The sequence below is a fragment of the Hyphomicrobium sp. 1Nfss2.1 genome (assembly GCF_965243865.1).
In the GTDB taxonomy this organism is placed as follows: Bacteria; Pseudomonadota; Alphaproteobacteria; order Rhizobiales; family Hyphomicrobiaceae; genus Hyphomicrobium_A.
The window spans coordinates 271,705-293,967 of sequence record NZ_OZ251603.1; the positions used below are offsets into that span (position 1 = coordinate 271,705).

The 22,263-nt window shown below is 63.0% G+C and carries 24 protein-coding genes and 1 tRNA gene; 16 read left to right on the forward strand and 9 right to left on the reverse strand.

Going from position 1 to position 22,263, the window contains the following annotated elements; translation table 11 throughout:
- Positions 1–25 precede the first annotated feature (25 nt).
- The 9 genes from ACP15D_RS01320 (at position 26) to ACP15D_RS01360 (ending at position 8,299) form a co-directional block, all read left to right on the forward strand.
- Positions 26–1,558, forward strand: coding sequence for an acyl-CoA carboxylase subunit beta (locus ACP15D_RS01320; RefSeq protein WP_424955768.1), 1,533 nt, complete (start codon positions 26–28; stop codon positions 1,556–1,558).
- 570 nt (positions 1,559–2,128) lie between these two features.
- Positions 2,129–2,923, forward strand: coding sequence for an SDR family NAD(P)-dependent oxidoreductase (locus ACP15D_RS01325; RefSeq protein ID WP_424955769.1), 795 nt, complete (start codon positions 2,129–2,131; stop codon positions 2,921–2,923).
- A 50-nt stretch (positions 2,924–2,973) separates the two neighbouring features.
- Positions 2,974–3,282 (forward strand): EF-hand domain-containing protein, encoded by a 309-nt coding sequence (locus ACP15D_RS01330; RefSeq protein ID WP_424955770.1) that lies wholly within the window; start codon positions 2,974–2,976, stop codon positions 3,280–3,282.
- A gap of 118 nt (positions 3,283–3,400) precedes the next feature.
- Positions 3,401–3,733: a YARHG domain-containing protein gene (locus tag ACP15D_RS01335; protein ID WP_424955771.1), complete on the forward strand. Its 333-nt coding sequence runs from the start codon at positions 3,401–3,403 to the stop codon at positions 3,731–3,733.
- Between the two features lie 146 nt (positions 3,734–3,879).
- The gene (locus ACP15D_RS01340; RefSeq protein ID WP_424955773.1) at positions 3,880–4,212 is read left to right on the forward strand and encodes a hypothetical protein; all 333 of its coding nucleotides are present in this window, start codon (positions 3,880–3,882) and stop codon (positions 4,210–4,212) included.
- Between the two features lie 102 nt (positions 4,213–4,314).
- Positions 4,315–5,415, forward strand: coding sequence for a hypothetical protein (locus ACP15D_RS01345; RefSeq protein ID WP_424955774.1), 1,101 nt, complete (start codon positions 4,315–4,317; stop codon positions 5,413–5,415).
- Between the two features lie 179 nt (positions 5,416–5,594).
- Complete coding sequence (locus ACP15D_RS01350) at positions 5,595–7,598, forward strand: acetyl-CoA carboxylase biotin carboxylase subunit (RefSeq protein WP_424955775.1); 2,004 nt, start codon at positions 5,595–5,597, stop codon at positions 7,596–7,598.
- A complete protein-coding gene (locus tag ACP15D_RS01355; protein WP_424955776.1) occupies positions 7,598–7,984 on the forward strand; it encodes a RidA family protein in 387 nt (128 codons plus the stop codon). Before ACP15D_RS01350 ends, ACP15D_RS01355 begins: the two co-directional genes overlap by 1 nt.
- A gap of 24 nt (positions 7,985–8,008) precedes the next feature.
- On the forward strand, positions 8,009–8,299 hold the full coding sequence (locus ACP15D_RS01360) for an acylphosphatase (RefSeq protein ID WP_424955777.1): 291 nt from the start codon (positions 8,009–8,011) through the stop codon (positions 8,297–8,299).
- A 12-nt stretch (positions 8,300–8,311) separates the two neighbouring features.
- On the opposite strand, the gene ACP15D_RS01365 is transcribed toward ACP15D_RS01360, so the two are convergent.
- Positions 8,312–9,169 (reverse strand): LysR family transcriptional regulator, encoded by an 858-nt coding sequence (locus ACP15D_RS01365; RefSeq protein ID WP_424955778.1) that lies wholly within the window; start codon positions 9,167–9,169, stop codon positions 8,312–8,314.
- A gap of 294 nt (positions 9,170–9,463) precedes the next feature.
- Between ACP15D_RS01365 and ACP15D_RS01370 the strand changes: the two genes are divergently transcribed.
- On the forward strand, positions 9,464–9,811 hold the full coding sequence (locus tag ACP15D_RS01370; protein WP_424955780.1) for a hypothetical protein: 348 nt from the start codon (positions 9,464–9,466) through the stop codon (positions 9,809–9,811).
- A gap of 63 nt (positions 9,812–9,874) precedes the next feature.
- On the opposite strand, the gene lipB is transcribed toward ACP15D_RS01370, so the two are convergent.
- A complete protein-coding gene (gene lipB / locus ACP15D_RS01375) occupies positions 9,875–10,609 on the reverse strand; it encodes a lipoyl(octanoyl) transferase LipB (RefSeq protein WP_424955781.1) in 735 nt (244 codons plus the stop codon).
- A gap of 167 nt (positions 10,610–10,776) precedes the next feature.
- On the opposite strand from lipB, the gene ACP15D_RS01380 reads away from it, so the two are divergent.
- Positions 10,777–10,861 (forward strand) — tRNA-Leu (locus ACP15D_RS01380).
- Positions 10,862–10,977: 116 nt separating this feature from the next.
- Here ACP15D_RS01380 and ACP15D_RS01385 read toward each other — a convergent pair.
- Both ACP15D_RS01385 and ACP15D_RS01390 read right to left on the reverse strand, forming a co-directional pair.
- Positions 10,978–12,390 (reverse strand): sodium:solute symporter family transporter, encoded by a 1,413-nt coding sequence (locus ACP15D_RS01385; RefSeq protein ID WP_424955782.1) that lies wholly within the window; start codon positions 12,388–12,390, stop codon positions 10,978–10,980.
- Positions 12,391–12,487: 97 nt separating this feature from the next.
- Positions 12,488–12,892 carry a DUF1622 domain-containing protein gene (locus ACP15D_RS01390; protein WP_244536220.1) on the reverse strand — a complete coding sequence of 135 codons (405 nt, stop codon included), beginning with the start codon at positions 12,890–12,892 and terminating at the stop codon, positions 12,488–12,490.
- A 96-nt stretch (positions 12,893–12,988) separates the two neighbouring features.
- Between ACP15D_RS01390 and ACP15D_RS01395 the strand changes: the two genes are divergently transcribed.
- Positions 12,989–13,780, forward strand: coding sequence for a YdcF family protein (locus ACP15D_RS01395; RefSeq protein WP_424955783.1), 792 nt, complete (start codon positions 12,989–12,991; stop codon positions 13,778–13,780).
- Positions 13,781–13,802: 22 nt separating this feature from the next.
- On the opposite strand, the gene ACP15D_RS01400 is transcribed toward ACP15D_RS01395, so the two are convergent.
- Positions 13,803–14,720 carry an alpha/beta fold hydrolase gene (locus ACP15D_RS01400; protein WP_424955784.1) on the reverse strand — a complete coding sequence of 306 codons (918 nt, stop codon included), beginning with the start codon at positions 14,718–14,720 and terminating at the stop codon, positions 13,803–13,805.
- Positions 14,721–14,778: 58 nt separating this feature from the next.
- The gene (locus ACP15D_RS01405; RefSeq protein ID WP_424955785.1) at positions 14,779–16,974 is read right to left on the reverse strand and encodes a lytic transglycosylase domain-containing protein; all 2,196 of its coding nucleotides are present in this window, start codon (positions 16,972–16,974) and stop codon (positions 14,779–14,781) included.
- A 365-nt stretch (positions 16,975–17,339) separates the two neighbouring features.
- On the opposite strand from ACP15D_RS01405, the gene dapA reads away from it, so the two are divergent.
- Genes dapA through ACP15D_RS01425 form a run of 4 tightly spaced genes read left to right on the forward strand, consistent with a single transcriptional unit; the run spans position 17,340 to position 19,897 of the window.
- Entirely contained in the window at positions 17,340–18,230 is an 891-nt protein-coding gene (gene dapA, locus ACP15D_RS01410; protein ID WP_424955786.1) for a 4-hydroxy-tetrahydrodipicolinate synthase, read from the forward strand.
- Positions 18,231–18,258: 28 nt separating this feature from the next.
- Positions 18,259–18,735 carry an SsrA-binding protein SmpB gene (smpB, locus tag ACP15D_RS01415; protein ID WP_424955787.1) on the forward strand — a complete coding sequence of 159 codons (477 nt, stop codon included), beginning with the start codon at positions 18,259–18,261 and terminating at the stop codon, positions 18,733–18,735.
- Positions 18,735–19,331 (forward strand): peroxiredoxin, encoded by a 597-nt coding sequence (locus ACP15D_RS01420; protein WP_424955788.1) that lies wholly within the window; start codon positions 18,735–18,737, stop codon positions 19,329–19,331. The genes smpB and ACP15D_RS01420 overlap by 1 nt, the downstream gene beginning before the upstream one ends.
- Positions 19,328–19,897, forward strand: coding sequence for a peroxiredoxin (locus ACP15D_RS01425; RefSeq protein ID WP_424955789.1), 570 nt, complete (start codon positions 19,328–19,330; stop codon positions 19,895–19,897). The genes ACP15D_RS01420 and ACP15D_RS01425 overlap by 4 nt, the downstream gene beginning before the upstream one ends.
- A gap of 279 nt (positions 19,898–20,176) precedes the next feature.
- Here the strand turns inward: ACP15D_RS01425 and ACP15D_RS01430 are convergent, their stop codons facing one another.
- The 3 genes from ACP15D_RS01430 to ACP15D_RS01440 form a co-directional block, all read right to left on the reverse strand.
- A complete protein-coding gene (locus ACP15D_RS01430; RefSeq protein ID WP_424955790.1) occupies positions 20,177–20,584 on the reverse strand; it encodes a DUF3775 domain-containing protein in 408 nt (135 codons plus the stop codon).
- 94 nt (positions 20,585–20,678) lie between these two features.
- A complete protein-coding gene (locus ACP15D_RS01435; RefSeq protein WP_424955791.1) occupies positions 20,679–21,359 on the reverse strand; it encodes a uracil-DNA glycosylase in 681 nt (226 codons plus the stop codon).
- A gap of 14 nt (positions 21,360–21,373) precedes the next feature.
- Positions 21,374–22,030 carry an NYN domain-containing protein gene (locus ACP15D_RS01440; RefSeq protein WP_424955792.1) on the reverse strand — a complete coding sequence of 219 codons (657 nt, stop codon included), beginning with the start codon at positions 22,028–22,030 and terminating at the stop codon, positions 21,374–21,376.
- Positions 22,031–22,263: the final 233 nt, after the last annotated feature.

Below are 22,263 nucleotides of genomic sequence, written 5' to 3' on the forward strand. Positions count from 1 at the left end.
CGACGCGTGTGCACGAGGGACCATCATGAAGGACATCATCGAAGAACTCGAGAAGCGCCGTTCAAACGCACGTCTCGGCGGCGGCCAGGCCCGCATCGACGCGCAGCACAAGCGCGGCAAGCTGACCGCTCGCGAACGCATCGAGCTTCTGATGGACGAGAACTCCTTCGAAGAGTTCGACACCTTCGTTGAGCACCGCTGCACCGAATTCGGCATGGAGAAGAACAAGACACCGGGCGACGGTGTCGTCACTGGCTGGGGCACCATCAACGGCCGTGTCGTCTACGTCTTTGCCAAGGACTTCACCGTGCTGGGCGGCTCTCTGTCAGAGAGCCATGCTCGCAAGATGACCAAGATCCAGGACATGGCGCTGAAAAACCGCGCCCCGATCATCGGTCTGTTCGATGCCGGCGGTGCCCGCATTCAGGAAGGCGTCGACGCGCTGGGCGGCTACGGCGAGGTGTTCACCCGCAACGTCATGGCCTCGGGCGTCATCCCGCAGATTTCCGTCATCATGGGCCCGTGCGCTGGCGGCGACGTCTACTCGCCGGCCATGACCGACTTCATCTTCATGGTGAAGGACACGAGCTACATGTTCGTCACCGGCCCTGACGTCGTGAAGACCGTCACCAACGAAACCGTGACGGCCGAGGAACTCGGCGGCGCCAAGGTGCACACGTCGAAGTCGTCGGTCGCCGACGGCGCCTACGAGAACGACGTCGAGGCGCTGCTGCAGATGCGCCGCTTGATGGACTTCCTTCCGTCGAACAATAAGTCGGGCGTGCCGACGCTGCCGACCGCCGACAGCCCCGACCGCTTCGACTATTCGCTCGATACGCTGATCCCCGACAATCCGAACAAGCCCTACGACATGAAGGAGCTGATCCTCAAAGTCGTGGACGAGGCGGATTTCTTCGAGGTGCAGGAGAACTACGCCAAGAACATCCTCACGGGCTTCGCGCGTATGGAAGGCCGCACGGTGGGCATCGTCGCCAACCAGCCGATGGTACTGGCCGGCGTGCTCGATTCGGATGCCTCGCGCAAAGCGGCCCGCTTCGTGCGTTTCCTCGACTGCTTCGAGATCCCGATCATTACGTTTGTCGATGTTCCCGGCTTCCTTCCGGGCACCGCGCAGGAGTACGGTGGCCTCATCAAGCACGGCGCCAAGCTGCTCTACGCCTATGCGGAGGCAACCGTGCCGAAGATCACCGTCATCACGCGCAAGGCCTACGGCGGCGCCTATGACGTCATGAGCTCCAAGCACATCCGCGGCGACATCAACTACGCCTGGCCGACCGCCGAGATCGCCGTCATGGGTGCCAAGGGTGCGGTCGAGGTCCTCTATCGCTCCGAGCTGTCCGACCCCGACAAGATCAAGGCGCGCATCGACGAGTACCAGAAGCGCTTCGCCAATCCGTTCGTCGCAGCCGAGCGCGGCTACATCGACGAGGTGATCCTGCCGCACGGCACGCGTCGCCGGGTTTGCCGGGCTCTCAACATGCTGCGCAACAAGACGCTCGAGAACCCCTGGAAAAAGCACGACAACATCCCGCTCTGAGGTGCACATCAGTAGTGGGCGCTCTTAGAGCGACCACTACTGCAATGTCTCCTAACTGGTCATTCGGTATTTTAGGGGCGGCCGTGCAGCTTCGTCGTTTTTCGTCCAAGCGCTTGTGGGGTTGGCATCTTGCGGCGCCACTCGCGCTTGTTCTCTTTGGCCTGGCCGCACTTACCATGGCTCCGGTTCATGGCTCGACTTTCCCGGACGTGAAGTCCCAAATTAGTTGGTTCTGGTATTGGGAGAAGGAACCGACACTTTTGGAGACGGCCATTGCGCCGAGGCCCAATGACGGTCGCGTACTTCCGGTTCAACCGAGAGCGGCGAGTGGACCGGGGCCAAAGCCAGTCACGGCTGAATTCTATGAACGGACCCCCGTTTCGATTGCTCAAGAGGCATTCTTTGAGACGTCTATTGGCGCCTATACCGCCGGATTCATCTCGGTGATTGCATCGTGCTTGTCGGTAGTCTGGCTCAAGTGGGTTAGTGGATGAGGTTGGGTTAGGGGTGTTGACATCGGGAGGGCGGGTGCCAACTTGAGGGCATCACCGTGGCCCCTTGGTGGCTCCCATGAACATCGACCTTTCAGGCAAGACGGCACTCGTCACAGGCTCGACCGAAGGTATCGGCCGCGCCATCGCCAAGGGTCTCGCGGCCTCAGGTGCCGAGGTGATCATCAACGGCCGCAAGCAGGAGAAGGTCGACATCGCGGTCGCCAAGCTCGCGGCGGAACTGCCCGCCGCCAAGATCAGCGGCATCGCCGCCGATGTCGGCACCGCCGCCGGCTGCGACGCCCTCGCCACTGCGGTCGGCACCGTCGACATCCTCATCAACAACGCAGGCATCTTCGAACCGAAGCCCTTCTTCGATATCCCCGATGCCGAATGGACCCGCTTCTTCGAGGTCAACGTCATGTCGGGCATCCGCCTTTCGCGCGCGTTGATGCCGGCCATGATCGACCGAGGCTGGGGCCGCGTTGTTTTCATCTCATCGGAATCGGCCGTGCAGATCCCGCCCGAGATGGTGCACTACGGAACCACAAAGACCGCCCAGCTCGCCGTCTCGCGCGGTCTTGCCGAGCTCGCAGCCGGAACCGGCGTTACCGTCAACGCTGTGCTGCCCGGCCCGACGCGCTCCGAAGGCGTTGAAGACTTCCTTGCAGCCATGGCCAAGCAGGATGGACGCACCGTCGATGAGATGGCTGCAGAGTTCGTCAAACAGCACCGGCCGTCCTCACTCATCGGCCGCTTCGCCACTGTCGATGAGGTCGCCAACATGGTCGTCTATGTCGCCGCCAAGGAAGCATCTGCCACCAGCGGCGCAGCACTCCGTGTCGACGGCGGTGTTGTCAGATCCATCCTCTGACCCCCGCTGTGGCGCCTGGGTGACGGACAGGACGGCGCTCGGCGATCCGGGTGAAAAGCTACAGTTATGCGCCTTGGAGGAGAGAGCTACTTCTCACCGCCTTCAGCGAAGGCGCCCAAGCTCAGTTGGCACCCGCGGCGCTGCAGCAGGCCGAGCAGAACTTCAAGACCGCCAACACCAGCGGCAGCGGCTCCCTCAGTGCCGCCGAGTTCAAGACGTTCATTGATCTAAACGCCGCCGCGCAGATTGGCCGTGCGGCTAAGATCAAGGCCAACGACGCTTACAGCCGCGCCATCTCAAAAGTCGACAGCAATGGCGATGGCCTGATCACCTGGCAGGAATACCTCGCCGCGCAGTAGTTACCTTCCGCCACCCTGCCAGCCGCAATCCCTGCATCGCGACCGTGGGGCTTGCGACTGGCGCGACTGCTCCCCGCTAGTCTAGAGTTAGCGTAAAGTCAGCGCAGGGAGTAAACGCATGCGGACGATATGGGCTGGCGGGCTGCTGGTACTCTCCGGAGCAGCGCTGGCCGGTGATGACCCGCCCCGTCTTTGCTACGAGGTCGTTGGTTGCGTTCAGGACCGCACCATCAATAAGCGCGACGCAGAAAAGCTCGGCTGCGATCAGCTCTGGACGGTCCGCAATGGCATCTTTGCCGCGCGAGGTTACTGCTTTTCGACGCAACGCGGCATCGAGGAGTTCGGCAACGTGAACTGCCGCTACGGTGATCAAAACGAGGTGCCGCTCAATGACTACGAGCGCGCCAATATCCGCATAATCCAAGCGATCGAAAAACGCCGCGGCTGCTGATCAGGATCGCACCCCGGCGCTCCCCGCAAAGATGAACGGCACCTGTAGTCACCATTCAGAACGAGTTCAAAGCGAAGAATCCATTCTCCACCCCATCGAACACGCCGCACCAAAGGGGGGCGGCACAAAACGAAAAGGTGGACACCATGAAGAAGATCATTCTCGCTGCTGCTACGGCTCTCGTTGCTACGACCGCTGTTGCCTCTGCTGACACCGTCACGCGCCGCCAGGCCCAGCAGGCCGACCGCATCGAGCAGGGCCGTCAGACCGGCTCCATCACTTGGACCGAAGGCCTGAAGTTGCGCGCTGAGCAAAAGCGCATCGCCCGGACCGAAGACGCCTACCGCGACAAGGGCTACCTGACGAAGTCTGAGCGCCGCGAACTCCGCAGCATGCAGAACGAGGCGTCCGCCAGCATCGCCGAGAAGAAGTACAACAGCCGTGAGCGGGCATGGTTTCTGCCGCGCGTCGGCAAGTAAGGCGGCGGATCAACGTCGCGCAAGGCACTACCCCTCCCGTCTTCACTTCGGGGCCGCACACCACAGCGGCCCTTCTTTTTTGCCCGGCCGAAGGACGAACGAATGCGCCGTAGCGAAGCAGCCGTTAGCCAATTGGTAAGTCCGTTTACCTACTCTGCCGCCATCGAGTTCATGTTGGCGGGGCGGAGAGAGATGAGCGCGTTGCAGTCGCTATCGATTACCGAAATGTTGCAGCGGGGAGCGATCGAGGACGTCGATGTGCTGCGCCTTAAGAGCGCTTTGCACGCCGACTACGTGATCTGCCCCGACGAAGCGGAATCGCTCATCACTCTCAACGAGACCTGTCAGCAGCAGCACAGCAGCTGGCCGGGCTTCTACGTCGATACGCTCGCCGACTATTTCGTCGCGCAGATGGAGCCCGAAGGCTACCTCACTGCCGAGAAAGCCAAGCGGCTGACCGGCCGCATCGCGCCCCAGGGCATCGTTGCGCGCCGGACCGACTTCGACCTCCTGGTGCGCGTCATCGACAAGGCGCGCTGGTCACCCGTCAGTCTTGCGCGCCTAGCCCTCCAGCAGGTCAAGCTCGCGATCGCCGAAGGCAAGGGGCCGCTTCGTGTTGGTGCAACCGTAGAGCCCGGCACTATCCGCGAAAGCGACGTCGAGCAGATCCGCCGCATTCTTTACGCCTACGGCGGTGACCGCCCCATCGCCATCACGCGCGCTGAAGCCGACGAGCTTTTCGATATCAACGAGGCGATCGCCGATCCCGACGCCAACGCCGCCTGGACCGACCTCTACGTTAAGGCCGTCACCAACGTCGTCATGGCGGTTTCAGGTCACGCCGCCCCGACGCGCGAGGAAGCCCTTCGCCGCGACGCTTGGCTTATGGAAGCAAAGGGCGAGCTTTCTCCGCTGGCACTGCTTTCCGCCATGGTGTCTTCGAGCCTGGAAGCAGTTCGCCCCACGTACCGCGAGCAGTCCTCCGAGGAACGAGCCCTGGCGCGCCTCGAGCAGCAGCGAGTGGAGATCATCACCAACGAGGAGATCGAACCCATCGAGGCTGGCTGGCTGTCCCAGCGAATCGGCCGCGACGGGCATCTCAGCCCCAATGACGCGGCACTGGTGGCGTATCTGGAGCGGGAAACACCGCACATTCACCCGGCCCTGCAGGCGACCGTCGCCCGCCTCGCGCAGGCAGCCTGAGCCCGTTTGACGGGGCAATCGGTGGTTGCGGATCGTAAACGCGGTTCGCGACTACTCCAGTGCGCGCTTTTGCCGGGGCTGGCCAGTTTACGACACTAAAATGGCCGTCTAGAACGAGAGCTGCAATCGGCTGCGGCCCCGTCTTGCGGGCAGGCCCACTCAGTGGACCAATAGGGGTTATGTTCAAGAAAATTCTGATCGCCAACCGTGGCGAGATTGCCTGCCGCGTCATCAAGACGGCGCGCAGGATGGGCATCAAGACCGTCGCCGTCTATTCCGATGCCGACCGTGATGCGCTCCATGTGGAAATGGCCGACGAGGCCGTCCATCTCGGACCGCCCCCCGCAGCCCAATCCTACCTGCTGATCGACAAGATCGTCGAAGCTTGCAAGCAGACCGGCGCCGAGGCTGTGCATCCGGGCTACGGCTTCCTGTCCGAGCGCGAGTCATTCCCCATCGCGCTGGAGAAGGCGGGCATCGTTTTCATCGGTCCCAATCCCCATGCCATCGCCGCGATGGGCGACAAGATCGAGAGCAAGAAGGCCGCCGCAGCGGCAAAGGTCTCGACCGTCCCCGGTTACATGGGCGAGATCGCCGACGAGAAGCACGCGGTGAAGATCGCCGAGGAGATTGGCTATCCCGTGATGATGAAGGCCTCCGCCGGTGGCGGCGGCAAGGGCATGCGTATCGCCTACAACAGGAAGGAGGTCGAAGAAGGCTTCCCGCTGGCGAAGTCCGAGGCCAAGGCCTCCTTCGGCGATGATCGCATGTTCATCGAGAAGTTCATCGTCGATCCGCGCCACATCGAAATTCAGCTCATCGGCGACAAGCACGGCAACGTGATTTACCTCGCCGAGCGTGAGTGTTCGATTCAGCGCCGCAACCAGAAGGTCATCGAGGAAGCCCCGTCACCGCTCCTCGACGAGAAGACCCGCCGCGCCATGGGCGAGCAGGCGGTCGCCCTCGCCAAGGCCGTCGGCTACGACAGCGCCGGCACCGTCGAGTTCGTCGCCGGTCAGGACAAGAGCTTCTACTTCCTGGAGATGAACACCCGCCTCCAGGTTGAGCACCCGGTCACCGAGCTGATCACCGGCGTCGATCTCGTCGAGCTGATGATCCGCTCCGCCGCCGGCGAGAAGCTGCCGTTCAAGCAGTCGGATGTGAAGCTGAACGGATGGGCCGTCGAGAGCCGCGTTTATGCTGAGGATCCGTTCCGCAACTTCCTGCCCTCCATTGGTCGTCTGGTGAAGTACCGCCCGCCCGAGGAGGGCACCAAGGACGGCGTCACCGTCCGCAACGACACGGGCGTGTTCGAGGGCGGCGAGATCTCGATGTTCTACGACCCGATGATCGCCAAGCTGGTGACGCACGCCCCGACGCGTCTCGAGGCCATTGAATCTCAGGCGGAGGCGCTCGATAGCTTCTATATCGACGGCATCCAGCACAACATCCCGTTCCTGACCTCCCTCATGCAGCATCCGCGCTGGCGCAAGGGCGCGCTGTCGACGGGCTTCATCAAGGAAGAGTTCCCTGACGGTTTCATTCCGCGTGAAGCCGAGGGCGATGAGCTTCGCGTCGTCGCCGCCGTGGCCGCAGTGATCGACTATCAGAACAACGTTCGCCGCCGCGAGATCACTCAGCAGATGACGGGTCGCCCGGTGCAGTTCGCACGACGCCGCATCGCCCACGTCGGAAAGGCCAATATCGCTCTCGAGGTGGATGAGATCGATGGCGGCTATCGTGTGGACTTCCCTGAATCCGGGGGCACGTTGGTCTTGAAGTCTGACTGGCGCCCCGGCGACCCGGTCTGGAAAGGTATGGTCGGTGACGACGAGGTCGCCGTTCAGGTTCGCGCCATCCTCAATGGTGTGAAGCTCTCCTATCGCGGCATCCAGGTGCCGGTGTACGTCTACACCGAGCGAGAGGCCGCTCTCGTCGCCGAGATGCCCGAGAAGGTGCCGGCCGATACCTCGAAATTCCTGCTCTGCCCGATGCCGGGCCTCGTCAAGGCGATCCATGTTGCCGAGGGCCAGGAGGTTCAGGCTGGCGACGCACTGGCCGTCGTCGAGGCCATGAAGATGGAGAACATCCTTCGCGCCGAGCGCGACGGGAAGGTTACCAAGATCAACGCCAAGGCCGGTGACAGCCTCGCTGTCGACGCCGTTATTCTCGAGTTCGCCTGATGTCCAAGCGCCACCTCATTTCCTCGGGCTCCGAGTTCGAGAAGAAGATCGGCTACTCGCGCGCCGTCGTTGACGGCAAGTGGGTGTTCGTTTCCGGGACCACCGGCTTCGATTACGCAACGATGACCATCTCCGATGACATCGTCGCCCAGACCGACCAGTGCTTCAAAAACATCGCCGCAGCCCTCGAGAAGGCTGGCTCTTCGCTCGCCGACGTGGTGCGCGTGCACTACCTGCTGACGCGGCGCGAGGATTTCGAGCCCATCTGGCCGGTGCTGCAGAAGTACTTCGGCGAGGTGCGGCCGGCCTGCACCGTGATGGTGACCGGCCTTGTCGACGAGAAGATGCTCATCGAGATCGAGGTCACCGCTCGAAAGGCGGACTGATCCTCGCCTCGCGGAGGCACAGCAATGCCTGATCCGGCCTCGCGCACCGTCCACATCCGCGTCGAAGGCCGGGTGCAGGGCGTCGGCTACCGCGCCTTCGTCGAGCGGAACGCGGCGAGCCTCGCTCTTCGTGGCTGGGTGCGCAACCGGCTCGATGGCTCCGTCGAGGCGGTGCTCCAAGGACCAGATGCGGCGGTCGAGGAAATACTCGCACTTTGCCGAAGCGGACCGCCCGCCGCGCGTGTCGATCGCGTCGAGATCCTAGGCGAGGGCGTCGGTGCCTTTGCCGGCTTCGAGGTCCGGCCCACCGTCTAGGACTTCACCGTCTCAGGCAGGGCGGGCGTATTTCGCCGCATGCTGGCGCAGTCCCTTGAGGATCGGCTCGTAGGCCTCCTCGTTGCGCGCCTCCGGATAGACCACGTAGACCGGATAGACGAACTTGCGCGCCCGTTTCGGCTGCCGCAGACGTCCACGCGCGATGTGCGAGCGCACGAGTCGCGAGGGAAAATAGCCCGAGCACTCGTTGGCCAGCAGGAAGTCGAGCACCACCGGCCCGAGGTCGAGGCTGAGCCCCGGGTTGGTAAACTCGGGGTAGGCCGCCGCGTGATCCTGCTGAAAATCGGGGCCCCAATCGACGAATACATAGTCCGCCGACGTCCGCCGCTGCGCGGCTGGAGCGCTCGTTACCAGGATGAACTCCTCATCGAACAGATGCTCGATGATCAGTCCCGGCGGCTGCATGGGCCGGTACATCACGGCTAGATCGAGGGAGCCTTCAATCAACCGCTGCGTCAGCAGAACCGATAGGCCGCTGGTTGCCGAGACGGCGATCCCGGGAATGCTTGACCGCAGCCACGACACCCATCGCAGCAAGAATCCATCCCAGAAAACACCCGGCGCACCGACCGCGAGATGGTCGCTGTGTTGATCGGAGGTGCCGACTTCGAGTTGGGCACGCTGCCACACGCGCACGAGGGCCAGGGCATGCTTCTGGAACTGCTCCCCCGCGGTCGTGAGCTCGGCGCCAGACTTGGAGCGCGCAAACAACGGCCTGCCGAGCATCTCCTCGAGGCCCTTGATGCGGGCCGAAACGGTGGACTGCGTGATGTTCATCTTGCGGGCAGCATCGATGAAGCTGCCCATCTCGGCGACCATCAGGAATGTGCGCGCTAGCGTGACGTCCATTGGCCCATCGAAGCACTGAACACTGACAAAAGCTATCTATCGAAATTTTCGATAGTGATCACCGGAAAATTCCGTTTGTGAAAGGGGTTGATTCTCACCAAATTGATCTTCGTCCCGGCCGGATCGAATCCGATTCGACTCCGCGCATCCGGGTTCACAGAGGAAGGACCACTACCATGGCTGCTGCTAAAGCGAAGAAACCCGCTGCGAAGAAGGCCGCTCCTGCAAAGAAGCCGGCCGCCGCCAAGAAGAAGAAGAAGTAACGATCTCCCCCAGGAGATCACGGGGGCTGCCGTGACGACCCTAAAGGCACTTACGGCATCTCTTTGCGTAGCCTTCCTGACTGCTCCAAACGCGTTCGCCTCTGCCATTACGAACCGAGATGACACTGACCAGAAGGTCACCATTATCGAGGGAAATGCGGCAACGGACCATATTTTACGGCCGTTAGCGACGCTCAAGGAAGTCTGCAACAAGGGCTGCGTGATCCGCCTCAACGGCAATCAAAAGGACGAGTACGAGCTCAAGGGCTCGGAAGTCGTGTCGATTGAAGGCGGCTACCTCTACTACGCTGGGCCACCCGCATCCGCGGTGCCGCAGGCTGGTGATGCGGACCAGCCTCATGAGCCCAGCCCAAAGTAGAGGCGGACAACCGACGCCACGCTGTGGAAGCCCGGCCCAACTTAAGGGCCGGGCTTTCGCGTTTCAGCGCATCGAACCGGCATCGGCTGAAGCGCTCAAAGGTGCCGCGCCGTTCCGAGTGGCGCCGAAGCGGCGCTCGAAATGCAGCCGCAGCACGTTATCCACAACTTCGATATTATCCGTCAGGCCGAGATCGGCGAGGCTCGTGACGCCATGCTGGGTGATCCCGCACGGCACGATGCCGGCATAGTGCGAAAGGTCCGGCGCCACGTTGAGGCTGAGCCCGTGCAGGCTCACCCACTTGGAGACCCGCAATCCGATGGCGGCAATCTTGTCTTCCACGCCATCGCCCTTGTCGGGACGCTGCACCCAGACGCCCACGCGGCCCGGCCTGACCTCGCCAATCGCGCCAAGCTCGGCCAGCGCCCCGATCAGCCACTCTTCGAGACTGGAAACGAACGCGCGCACATCCCCGCCGCGCCGCTTCAAGTCGAGCATGACGTACACGATCCGCTGCCCTGGCCCGTGATAGGTATACCGTCCGCCACGCCCCGTCGCGATCACGGGGAATCGCCCCGGCTCGAGCAGCTCGTCCGCGCTGGCGCTGGTGCCGGCCGTGTAGACTGGCGGATGCTGCAGCAGCCAGATCAACTCCGGCGCATCCCCAGCCGCAATCGCGCGCGCGCGCTCCTGCATCGCCCGGACGGCCTCGGAATAATCGACCAGCGTCTCGCTTTTGGCCCACTCGACGGGGGTTGCAGCGCGGAGCGGCCTTGCGTTGAAAGCGCCAGAATCCATGGTTGGCAGTCTAAGACGCCCAGCCGCCTGCGCCTATGGGACAGCCAGTGCAGGCTGCGGGGCGATATGCCGCCACGCCTATCCGCAGGACCCGAATTTTAAGGGCCGCGGCCCGCTTGTTCCCGCGGCACAACTTGGCTATATGAGCGTCCTCGTTCTCCCGGCATGCGGTCGTGGCGGAATTGGTAGACGCACTACCTTGAGGTGGTAGCGGGGCAACCCGTGGAAGTTCGAGTCTTCTCGACCGCACCAGGACGAACGAAACAGCCGGCCCCCATCTGGGGGCCGTTTGCTTTTCGGGGCCGGCTTCCCGCCCCTGGCACCCAAGTTTCACCATCGGCATTTACGATCCGACGGCGAGCGGGTCGCTAGCCGGCTGCCGATGTAACAGCCGCAGCGGAGCGCTGTCGTTCGAACAGGCCGATGATCACATAGGCGGCGCCCGAGCCAGCAAGCGCGACGATGTAGGGCGCCTCCCATTCGAGGCCGAAGCGGCCGACGGCCCAGACCGCCGTTCCAAGCAGGATCGAAGCGGTCGCACTGATCGGACCACCGAACCGGGTGAACAGCCCGAACGCCGCCGAGATGAAAACGCCGGCGCTCCCGAATGCCGATGCGATCTCGACCAGTTCCTTGATGCGGTCCGACGTGAGAGCCAGAAGGAACGCCGCTCCGGTGAGCGCCACCACGCTGAGGCGCGCCGCGCGCAGCTTACCGCGTGTTCCAAGGCCAGGAATGACGTGCACCACGATGTTGTGCGAGACCTGCGCGCCGGACGCATGCAGGGCCGAATGCACCACCGACAAGATCGCCGAGATCAGCGCGCCGCCAAACACGACGTAGTGCCACCGCGGCAGATAATGCTCGGACAATACCGCGACCACCTGCTCGGAATCGACGAGCTTGGCCTTGAGCGCTGGATCCGATTGCACCAGGCCCGCAGCGGCCAGTCCGAGAAAGATCGGCAGGATACCGATGGCGATGTACATGATGCCGCCGGTCATCGTGCCCCCGCGCGCCACCGCCGCCGACCGCGCACCGAGAAAGCGCGAGATCAGCTCGATCGCCACGAATGATCCGAAGAAAGCGACGGCGACAGCCTCGAATGCCTCGAGCGGCGTGCCATGTACTTGGGTCGAGAAGGCGAGGTGCTCGGCCGGCGCTCCATCGACAGCCGCCCCGATGCCGCCGGCAGCGACCGAAACGACGATCGTCAGCACCACGAGACCGATGATGACCGCGGCGCCCTGGAAGAAGTCGGTGACGGCATCGGCCAGCAGTCCGCCGATCACGGAATAGGAGGCGACCAGCACAGCCGCCAGCATGATCGCATCGCTCAGCGACAAGTGGGAAGTGGAACTCAAGACCTGCCCGAAGGCACGGATCTGCGCCGCCGCCCAGAACACCGACCCCGGCAGCAGCACCACCACGACGAGCTTCTCCACGAACGGCGAGAAGCGGGCGCGAAAGACGTCGGCAAACGTCGTCACGCCCTGTCGCCACAGCATCGCTGCATAGAGGAAGCCGGCCGCAATCACCGCCAGGCCATAGGCGAGGGGGTCGACCAGCGCGCCGGAAATGCCCTTGTCGAACACCTCGGCAGATGTCGCGACGATGGCCTCGGCGCCGAACCAGGTTGCGAACACCGAGAAGGCGACCAGCACCGGTCCCAGCCGTCGTCCGGCCAGGATGTAATCGGACTCGCTGTTGACCCTTCGCGAAACCCAGACGCCAACCGCGAATTGGGCCAGCACGTAGCCGATCATTCCCAGCAGTATCATGGCAGCCCCCCGGCAGCGCGATCACGCGCTAATCATGTCCGAGGTGCCTTCCCGCCGGCAAGCGCCGTTCAGCGAGGTTGGTCGTGGTCCAGGTGCGTCACGCCGGCCCAGCCTCTTGTTCGGCCGCAGCCTCCCGGGCGAGCCGCGTCGTCTCCCACGGCCAGTGGCCGTTGATCTCGACGTCGAGCGAAATCGACAGGAACGTGCGGATGATGACGATACCGCCGAGCACAGCGATGCCGTCGATGGTCGGATCGACAACCACCGATTTCAGGATGTCAGCCGCGATGAGGATTTCCAGGCCCAGGAGGATGCCTCGCCCAAGGTTCGCGCGATAATCACGGTAATTGGCGAGAAACCCAGATTGAGAGACCCGCACCAGGAACACGGCGGTCGAAACGGCGACGGCAATGAGGATCACGGCAAAGGCGGTGATATCCAGCACTTCGCTGGTCCACATCGCCATATCGCGCATAGCCTGCCCATTGGTGCCCGAAAACACGGCCTATCTCCCGCAACGCTCCATTACCGCCAGAGTGAGAGGCTAGGGTTTCGGAAGCGCAAATGTGGGCGATGCAACGATGAGGGGCGACAGGCTTTGTTCTACATCTCAAAACTGGGCTGGCTGCTGGCTCAGCCATCCATGCTCGTCATCGTGCTTCTCCTCGGCGGTGTCATCCTGCTGGCGACGCGCTTTCAGCGCACTGCGCGGGCTGCCCTCATCGGCGCTGCCTTGCTGGTTGTGGTCGGCGGCATTCTTCCCCTCAGTACCTGGCTGATCCTGCCGCTGGAGGATCGCTTTCCGCGTGCTGACCTATCGGGGGCCCCGATTGACGGCATCATCGTGCTCGGCGGGGCCGAGGAGGCGCGCGTCGCCAACGGGCGCCATGTCCATGCCCTCAACATGGCCGCCGAGCGCATGACGGAGACGATGGCTCTGGCGCATCGCTTTCCCAATGCGAAGGTCGTGTTCACCGGAGGCTCGACCAACATCGTGCTCGGCCCGGCCGTGGAGGCTGACGCTGCCGCTAGCCTCTTGCACGATCTTGGCCTTGAGCCGGACCGCCTGCAGGTCGACCGGCAGGCCCGCAATACCTACGAGAATGCGCTCTACGCCAAGCAGCTGGCCAATCCAAAACCGGGCGAACGCTGGCTGCTGGTGACCTCCGCCTGGCACATGCCGCGCGCGATCGGGCTCTTTCGCAAGGCCGGCTTTCCCGTCGAAGCCTGGCCCGTCGATTATCGCACGGCCGGGAGCGGCGACGTCTTCGTGCCCTTCTACTCACCGTCCGAAGGATTGCGCCGCCTCGACACGGCGGTGCGCGAATGGGCAGGCCTCTTCGTCAGCTGGCTCACGGGGCAGTCGAAATCGATCCTGCCCAAGCCATGAGGATGATTGGAGAGGGGCCGGCCTAGCCCGCAGCGGAGGCGACTGCCGGACGTTGGCGTCCCGCGTCGGCGGCCGTGAGGAAGTGCCGGATCGCTTCGATCGAGGCAGCATCCTTCAGCAGCGGCGCATGCCCTTGAGCTGATACGGTCACGGCTACCGACGCAGGATGGCGCCGACGCATCTCATCCACAGTCGCCGCCGTAAGGATATCGGAGTTCTCGCCGCGCACGATGAGCAACGGCACCCGCTTCAGCGCTTCGAACTGCGGCCACAGCGCGGGTAGGGGACCATCGAGCACCGAAAGCGCCTTGCCGAGGTTCGAGTCATAGCCGGGCGCGGGCTTGCCATTCTTGTCGTTGTACCACTGGCGGGCGACCTCCTCCCACACGCGGTCGGAGATCTCCGGAAACTGCCGCCGGTTGAGCTCGCGCGTCATGCGCGCCGCGTCGGGCCAGGAGTAGGGCAGCGGTACGCGCCCGACGTAACCGCTGATACGCGCAAGTCCGTCGTGCTCGATAACCGGGCCGATGTCGTTGAGCACCGCCGCGCCGATGGCGGTGGGCCGCGCCGCTGCCAGCAGCATCGTGATCAGTCCACCGCGCGAGGTGCCGATGAGCGCCGCATCGTGCAGCCCCGTAAGGGTGATGAAATCGAGGACATCGAGCATCTCGACGCTAAGCGAATAGTTCTGCCAATTGGGGTCGAAGTCCGACAGGCCGCGCCCGCGATAGTCCAGCGTATAGACGGTTCGCGAACCGCTTGGCCGCTGACTGAGCGCCACCGCCAGGTCGTGAAAATCACGCCCGTTGCGTGTCAGACCAGCAAGGCACAGTACGGGACGCGCCCCGGAGCCACTTTTCGAGTGATAGCAGCGGCCATGCAGCCGCAAGCCATCGCGCGATGTGAAGTAGATGTCTTCGAAGGGTCCGCCCGCCGTCATCGCTTCAACTGGCCCATCGTCCAGCCCAATATCGCCGCCACGAATTGATGGCCGGCTATCAATCGCGTGAGTCTGCCGTGTTTGTCTTGACCGCGCCGCCCGATTCCCCGCCGGTTGCCGTGCTCGCCCGGTTGAGATCCTGATCGAGCCGCAACGGCGATTTTTCTCCTAGCCGGGCACGATAGACCTGAATGTTCGACAGCACCTTTGCGACGTAGCTACGCGTTTCCTCGAACGGAATACGCTCGATCCAGTCGATCGGGTCGACATTCGCTTCGCGCGGATCGCCGAACTCTTTGACCCACTGCCGGGTGCGCCCGGGACCGGCATTGTAGCTGGGCAGGCCGAGGACATAAGAGCCCGACCAGTCGTCGAGGCGGTCCCCAACGTAGGCAGACGCGATCATTGTATTATACGACGCGTCTGTCAGCAGCCGGCTGTGTGAGCACTTGATCTTGTAATCGCGGCACACGTGATTGGCCGTGATCTTCATCACCTGAAGGATACCGCGGGCGCCAGCACCCGATACCGTATCACTGTTGAATTCGGTTTCCTGCCGCGCCAGTCCGAGCAGATAAGCCGTCTCCGGCGGCTTGCGCAGCGGCGAATACTTCGGCAACGCGTGCACGGGATAGCTGTAGTAGTAGAGCGCATGGCCCGCCGCGATGGCTGACTTGCCGATTCGCACGCTCGTCTGAGTATCGCCGCTCGCTCGCGCCAAATGGGCGGCCATCGCAGCCCACGCCTCATCGTTCTCGATCTTGGCGCCATTCAGCAGAAAAACGCGCGTGATGTGCCGCCCGAGATCCACTTGCTGCGCCAGCGCAAAAGCCTTTATCGCATCGTTGTCCAGAAAGCGCTTCGCTTGCTCGGGAGTGGGCGTAGCGGGCGCTTCGAAACTCAAATCCCGCGTCCCAGGGGAGAGCTTCTGGATCGCCAGCAAACCGTGGAAAGTATCTTTGAACTGGGCCGCCTGCTCGTAGCTGAGCCGTGCACGAATCTGATCGCCGAGTGCCTCGGCAGTTCGCCCCATCCAGTAGTTTGCCCGCGCCCGCGTCAGCGGTCCGTCGGCGTTCGATACCAGCGTAGCGAAGTGCTTTTCCGCCTTCTTGGCATCTTTCAGGTAGCGTAGCGCGACCCAGCCCGCCATGAAGCTCTGCTCGTTGAGCTCGTTGACGGTGATGGGGCCGGCATCCTCGACCAGCTCATAGGCCAGCTTCGGTTTGTTCGACTTGAGCGCGATGTAGGCGAGGCCGCGCCGCTCCTTCCACCACGCGTCGAGATTGGCGACAACGGCGGGATCGCGCGGCGCTGTGCGCAGTAGTTTGGCCGCCTCTTCCAACCGCTCTGCGCGGCGGTGCTTCTGGATCTTATGGAAGACAGTGCCCCAATTCGTCCCGCCCTTCGACGACGCGGTCAGGGTGTTGCCTCCACCCTTACGCAGGAAGACGGCTAGGCGTGCTTCCGCCGTTTTGCGCTCTGCAGGTGGCAAAAGGGCAATCACGCGTTTCGCCCGCGAAGCCCGTTCCACGCGGTTGGCCTTGTAACGCACATCCTCGACCAGCAGCCGGTCGAGCCGCCACTTGTGATCGGCTTCGCTCAGCATCGGGCCGAAGCGCTGGAGAAAGCCCTTCTCCAAGGTTTCCGGCATGTCCTCGTCGCGCCAGATCTGGACTGCCAGCTCTTTCGCCTTGTCTTTCTCGTCGTGCGCCAGGTGGACTGAGGCGAGAACGGCCATGCCGGCCGGGCTGCGCGCTGCGCCGTCCTTGAAATAGGCGGCGATCAGATCAGTGTCGCCACCCTCCTCGAATAGTGTCTCTTCCATCCGCCGCTGCAGGATTTCGCGGCTCGGCCACTGCGGGTTCTCGGCAAGGAATTTGAGATAGTCGGCAGCATGCCCTTGTCCGCGACGCAGGCGGAGCCATTCGACGAGCTTGCGGGCCAGCGGATCGCTGATCGTGGCCTGGATTTCCTTGACCGTCGCGGTGTCGCCCTTCGGCAACGCCTTGATGACGTCTTTGAACTTGGCCGTGTCGGATTGAGAAAGCTGATATTTCAGTAGTGGCGCGACGACCTTGTCCATTCGCGCCATATACGCAGCCTCGCTCTCGCGGGCCGCGGGCTTCCTGATGGCTGTGCCGGCCGCCTGCGCGAGCTGTGCTTGAGCGAGGTTGACCCCCGCGTTGTCTCGGCCGCCATCTGCCCAAGCCCCGCTGGAGCAGGCGGCGGCAGCCGCGAGCAGCGCTACCTTCATAGAATACGCGGGCAGGCGGGCGGCAGTGCGAATCGGCTTCCGTGCGCCAAGGACGAGAAGCGGCCCGTTGGAGAGTGACCGGGATAGCCTGCGCTGCGTCTCGGGCAAAGATCCGTCCTTCCACGGTCGCCACCGACCCGGGCGGGTTGCGGGGCGCAAAGCAAGGTCCTAATGTCCCGCTCGACAGGGCGCCGCGACTCCACCATCACAGCGCGGAATATACCTATCAAGCAGCCCCGTAAGGGACAAGGCGCTGAAGCATGCCGCCCGATGCGGCGACAGCAAGGCGCCAGGGTACTTTTCCCGTTCAAACCCCTCGCACGGGCAAAGTTAGGAAGAGCTGAACGCTCAAGGGTAATGGGCACATGTTCAAGGGATCGCTCACCGCACTGATCACTCCGTTCAAGAACGGAAAGCTGGACGAGGAAGCATTCCGTCGCTTCATCGAGTGGCAGATTAGTGAGGGCACGCACGGATTGGTTCCGGCCGGAACGACGGGCGAAAGCCCGACGCTGGACTATGACGAGCACAAGCGTGTCATCGAGCTGACGGTAGAGACCGCCAAGGGCCGCGTCCCAGTCATGGCCGGCACCGGTTCCAATTCGACTGCCGAGGCAATCGAGCTTACCGAGCACGCCGCCAACGTCGGCGCCGACGCGGTGCTGGTCGTGACCCCCTATTACAACAAGCCGACCCAGGAAGGGCTTTATCAGCACTACAAGGCGATCAATGACGCCGTTGATATTCCCATCGTCATCTACAACATTCCGGGCCGCTCCGTGGTCGACATGAATGTCGACACCATGGCGCGCTGCTACGAACTGAAGAATGTCATCGGCGTCAAGGACGCGACCGCCAACCTCGCACGCGCCTCCCAGCAGCGTCTCGCCATGGGCCCCGAGTTCAAGCTTCTCTCGGGTGAGGACGCGACCGCGCTCGGCTTCATGGCTCACGGCGGCCATGGCTGCATCTCGGTGGCTTCCAACGTCGCCCCGCGGCTATGCGCCGATTTCCAGAATGCCTGCCTCGCCGGTGACTATAAGATGGCTCTCGCGCTGCAGGATCGCCTGATGCCGTTACACGATGCCATGTTCTGCGAGGCGAACCCCGGCCCTGTGAAATATGCAGCTTCCCTTCTGGGGCTGTGCGAAGCCGAGATGCGCTTGCCGTTGGTTCCGATCAGCCAAGCTTCTCAACGTATCGTCGACGCCGCCATGGCGCGCGTCGGCCTCACCCAAGCGCGCGCTGCCGAATAGTCGCGCGCTGATCCGGAGTTGAAAGGCCATGGCGGCCAAAAATGATGGCGGCCGCCGCATCGTCGCTGAAAACCGGCAGGCCCGTCACGAATTCTTCCTTACCGAAACCTACGAGGCCGGTCTGCAGTTGACCGGCACGGAGGTGAAGTCGCTGCGCCGTGGCCAGTCGAACATCGGCGAGAGCTATGCCTCCGTCGAAGAGGGCGGCCTTTGGCTGATCAACGCCTACATCCCCGAATACCAGGGCGCCGGACGCTTCTTCCAGCACGAGCCGCGCCGCAAGCGTCGCCTGTTGCTGCATGCCAAGGAGATCCACAAGCTCGCCATTGCCATCGATCGCCAGGGCATGACCATCGTGCCGATCGAGCTCTATTTCAACGAGCGCGGCATCGCCAAGCTGAAGCTCGCTTTGGCCCAGGGCAAGAAACTGCACGACAAGCGCGAGACGGCAAAAAAGCGTGACTGGAACCGCGAAAAAGCGCGTCTGATGCGCGAGAAGGGCTGATGGCAAGCGGGCAGGGAATGCCTCTGACCGACGTCGACTGGTCGAGACTGCCGGTGCCCGAGGACGACGGGGCGGCCAGTCACCTCGCAGGTTGCCAACTCCCCGACATACCCCTGCCGGCCACCGATGGTACAGAGGTCTCGCTGGCCCGGCTCTCGCGAGCTGAACCCTCGCGCCCCGTCGTGGTTTTCGCCTATCCGATGACCGGCCGCCCGGACGCCCCGCTCCCTGCCGGTTGGGACGAGATCCCCGGTGCGCGCGGCTGCACGCCGCAAAGCTGTGCCTTTCGCGACCACCATGGCGATCTTCTGGCGGCAGGCGCTTCCGCCGTCTTCGGCCTCTCGACACAGGACACGGCCTACCAGCGCGAGGCGGCGTCCCGCCTTCACCTGACGTTCCCGCTTCTTTCGGATGCGGCGCTGCGCCTCACGACCGCGTTACGTCTTCCTGTCATGCTGATCGAAGGCAGGACACTGCTGAAACGCATGACGCTGATCCTCGAGGCCGGCATAATTGCGCGTGTGTTCTATCCGGTGTTCCCGCCCGATCGGAACGCGGCAGACGTCTTGAGCTGGTTGAGAGCGCAGAGGGGATGACGACCATCGACACCAAGGAGGCAGCGCTGCCAGACGATGGCGCCGCGGGCCATTTGGTACCCGGCGCTGTGCTGCCCGACATCTCGCTCCCGTCGAACCGGGGTGGCACCGTCAATCTCAGCGCCAGGCGCGGCGTGGCGGTTGTCTACGTCTATCCCTGGACAGGGCGCCCCGGATTCAATGACCCGGTTGGCTGGGATAGCATCCCCGGCGCCCACGGCTCCACGCCAGAAACGGAAGGCTTCCGCGACCATTACCTGAAATTCCGCGCTCAGCGGATCGAGGTGTTCGGTATCTCCACGCAGTCCTCCGATCATCACCGCGAGCTGGCGACGCGTCTCGCTGTGCCGTTTCCCTTGCTGAGCGATGAAAGATTCGAGCTGAAAGAAGCGCTCAATCTGCCGGTGTTCGAAGCCGGTGGGGCGCTCTATCTCAAGCGGCTGACTATGCTGATCCGCGACGGCCACATCAGCCACACGTTCTACCCGGTCTCGACGCCAGCGGCGCATGCGCGCGAGGTTCTCAATTGGCTCGATGAAAAGCGCCGCGCTGCCGCTTCGTCTTAGGACACGCGAGTGTGGCCGCAGACAACGCTTGCTTCAGCTCGCGTCACCTCAGAGAGATCGCCGCCGCAGGCGGCAAGGACCCAAGGGGTCCCGCGCCCAAGGCGCGGCTTTCGGCTGTGAAGCCTATCCGCGAACAACGCTTGCTTCAGCTCGCGTCACCTCAGAGAGACCGCCGCCGCAGGCGGCAAGGACCCAAGGGGTCCCGCGCCCAAGGCGCGGCTATCGGCTGGTGAAACCTATCCGCAGACAACGCTTGCTTCAGCTCGCGTCACCAACAAGTCAGAGGACATCGCTTTCGACGTCGTCGACTGAGTAGCCCAGCTTCTCCAGGCCCTCTTCGAGATAGTCTGCCAGAAGCGGAATTCCGAGCAGGTAGTTCGCGGTTGCGTTGATGCGCTCTGACCGAGCCGTGTCGACCGCTTCGTCGAACTCTTCCTTCTCGTATGTCCCGCGCCCAACCCACATCAGCGCGACGAGGTTCGCCTGCTCATCATAGTTGAGCCGCTCGATGAAACTGGCAAGCTCGGCGCGCGTCGGATCGTTGGCATAGTCTTCGAGGATCGCGCTGGGATCCTCTTCGGCGTCGCCGTCCTCGGGAGAATCGTCCCACGCACCGACCTTCGCGTCGTATTCGCGGGCTTTGATAATGACGTGCGCCACCTTTTCGGGAGCGATGTCGAGCGCCATCTTCCATTCTCCTGCTGCGGGCGACAAATAACCAGCGACAGCTCAGATAACATCGCCGTCGATACGGCGGAAGCCCGTCGGCGCGTGCGGTGGTTTATCGCTTCTTGCGCGTGACAGTGGCTAGCTCTAACGCAGCCCGAGCCTTCGCGAATACCGCATGGAACATTTCTGGTGTGAGGCGACGTGTATTGGTGTTGTAGCGCGAGCAGTGGAAGCTGTCGAAGAGGCTGAGGTCGTCCCTCAGGACATGATGAGCCCCGTGCGAAAAGCGGAACTGCGACTTACGCTCTCCCAGCGCTGTCAGCGCCGCATCATGCGCGATGCGACCCAACGCGATCATCACCGAGATGTTTGGCAGAGCTTCGACGCGTGCGCGCAGGTAGCCGCCGCAGGTCGCGATTTCGCTCGGCGTCGGCTTGTTCTGCGGCGGCACGCACCGAACCGAATTCGAGATGATGCAATCGACGAGCTGCAGCCCGTCATCTGGACGCGCATCATACCGCCCCTTGGCGAAGCCGAACTTCAGCAAGGTCGCGTAGAGCAGGTCGCCGGCATAGTCGCCGGTGAAAGGCCGCCCAGTGCGGTTGGCGCCATTCAATCCGGGCGCCAACCCGACAATGAGCAGGCGCCCGCGCTCATCTCCGAAAGAAGGCACCGCGCCGTTGAACCAGTCAGGCGACTTTTGCTGGTTCAGTTCGCGGAATTGCACCAGCCGTGGGCACAGCCCACAAAGCCTAGGTGCCTCCGGACTGTACTTCGCCCCCGTGACGGCCATCGGCCGGATACCCGTCAGACCTCTTCGGAGAGGTCATCGTTATCCTGGAAGGGCGCCGCCGCCTCCCGCGAGGAATATCCGGCGCCGCCTCGGGTGCCGCCGCTGCCGAACGAACGGCCTCCTTCGCGCCCGGAGCGCGTAGCAGGGTCACGGCAGATCAGCTGCTCGAGATCGGCAAGGTCGACGAACTGGTCTGCTTGGCGACGCAACTCATCAGCGACCATGGGCGGCTGGGTCTGTAGCGTCGAGACGACCGAAACCCGCTTTCCTGTCTGCTGAAGTGCGGCGACGAGGCTGCGGAAATCACCATCGCCAGAGAACAGCACGATGTGATCGAGGTTCGGTGCAAGGCGCATGGCATCGACGGTGAGCTCGATATCCATGTTGCCTTTGATCTTCCGGCGACCCGAGGCGTCCGTGAACTCCTTCGTCGGCTTCGTGACCATCGTGAAGCCGTTGTAGTCGAGCCAGTCGATGAGGGGACGGATCGAGGAATACTCCTGATCCTCGGCAAGAGCCGTGTAGTAGAGCGCCCGAACAAGCTGCCCCTTTTGCCGGAAGAGGGCCAGTAGCCGCTTGTAATCGATGTCGAAGCCTAATGATTTCGCTGTGGCGTAGAGATTAGCGCCATCGACGAAGAGGGCTATGCGTTCGGTTTGATAGAAATGCATTCGTTCACCCTAGGGCCACGCGTGTCGGCAAGAAATGGCCGTCACAGTATTCAGGATTGGAGGGGCACGCCGCGCGATAGCGTCCGGCTGGTCGATGCGACTCTATCCATTTTCACTGCCATGCAAACCATTAGATCTGCTCAATTTTTAGCGACAATGTGAAGCACACCAAAGTATAGCTGCGATCCCGCTCCCCACAATTAACATAACGCAGCAACTTACGCTCAAGTTCG

Coding starts and splice junctions, on each gene's coding strand:
- ACP15D_RS01320 (WP_424955768.1), top strand. CDS start 26: ATGAAGGACATCATCGAAGAACTCGAGAAGCGCCGTTCAAACGCACGT.
- ACP15D_RS01325 (WP_424955769.1), top strand. CDS start 2,129: ATGAACATCGACCTTTCAGGCAAGACGGCACTCGTCACAGGCTCGACC.
- ACP15D_RS01335 (WP_424955771.1), top strand. CDS start 3,401: ATGCGGACGATATGGGCTGGCGGGCTGCTGGTACTCTCCGGAGCAGCG.
- ACP15D_RS01340 (WP_424955773.1), top strand. CDS start 3,880: ATGAAGAAGATCATTCTCGCTGCTGCTACGGCTCTCGTTGCTACGACC.
- ACP15D_RS01345 (WP_424955774.1), top strand. CDS start 4,315: ATGCGCCGTAGCGAAGCAGCCGTTAGCCAATTGGTAAGTCCGTTTACC.
- ACP15D_RS01350 (WP_424955775.1), top strand. CDS start 5,595: ATGTTCAAGAAAATTCTGATCGCCAACCGTGGCGAGATTGCCTGCCGC.
- ACP15D_RS01355 (WP_424955776.1), top strand. CDS start 7,598: ATGTCCAAGCGCCACCTCATTTCCTCGGGCTCCGAGTTCGAGAAGAAG.
- ACP15D_RS01360 (WP_424955777.1), top strand. CDS start 8,009: ATGCCTGATCCGGCCTCGCGCACCGTCCACATCCGCGTCGAAGGCCGG.
- ACP15D_RS01365 (WP_424955778.1), bottom strand. CDS start 9,169: ATGGACGTCACGCTAGCGCGCACATTCCTGATGGTCGCCGAGATGGGC.
- lipB (WP_424955781.1), bottom strand. CDS start 10,609: ATGGATTCTGGCGCTTTCAACGCAAGGCCGCTCCGCGCTGCAACCCCC.
- ACP15D_RS01385 (WP_424955782.1), bottom strand. CDS start 12,390: ATGATACTGCTGGGAATGATCGGCTACGTGCTGGCCCAATTCGCGGTT.
- ACP15D_RS01400 (WP_424955784.1), bottom strand. CDS start 14,720: ATGACGGCGGGCGGACCCTTCGAAGACATCTACTTCACATCGCGCGAT.
- ACP15D_RS01405 (WP_424955785.1), bottom strand. CDS start 16,974: ATGAAGGTAGCGCTGCTCGCGGCTGCCGCCGCCTGCTCCAGCGGGGCT.
- dapA (WP_424955786.1), top strand. CDS start 17,340: ATGTTCAAGGGATCGCTCACCGCACTGATCACTCCGTTCAAGAACGGA.
- smpB (WP_424955787.1), top strand. CDS start 18,259: ATGGCGGCCAAAAATGATGGCGGCCGCCGCATCGTCGCTGAAAACCGG.
- ACP15D_RS01420 (WP_424955788.1), top strand. CDS start 18,735: ATGGCAAGCGGGCAGGGAATGCCTCTGACCGACGTCGACTGGTCGAGA.
- ACP15D_RS01425 (WP_424955789.1), top strand. CDS start 19,328: ATGACGACCATCGACACCAAGGAGGCAGCGCTGCCAGACGATGGCGCC.
- ACP15D_RS01430 (WP_424955790.1), bottom strand. CDS start 20,584: ATGGCGCTCGACATCGCTCCCGAAAAGGTGGCGCACGTCATTATCAAA.
- ACP15D_RS01435 (WP_424955791.1), bottom strand. CDS start 21,359: ATGGCCGTCACGGGGGCGAAGTACAGTCCGGAGGCACCTAGGCTTTGT.
- ACP15D_RS01440 (WP_424955792.1), bottom strand. CDS start 22,030: ATGCATTTCTATCAAACCGAACGCATAGCCCTCTTCGTCGATGGCGCT.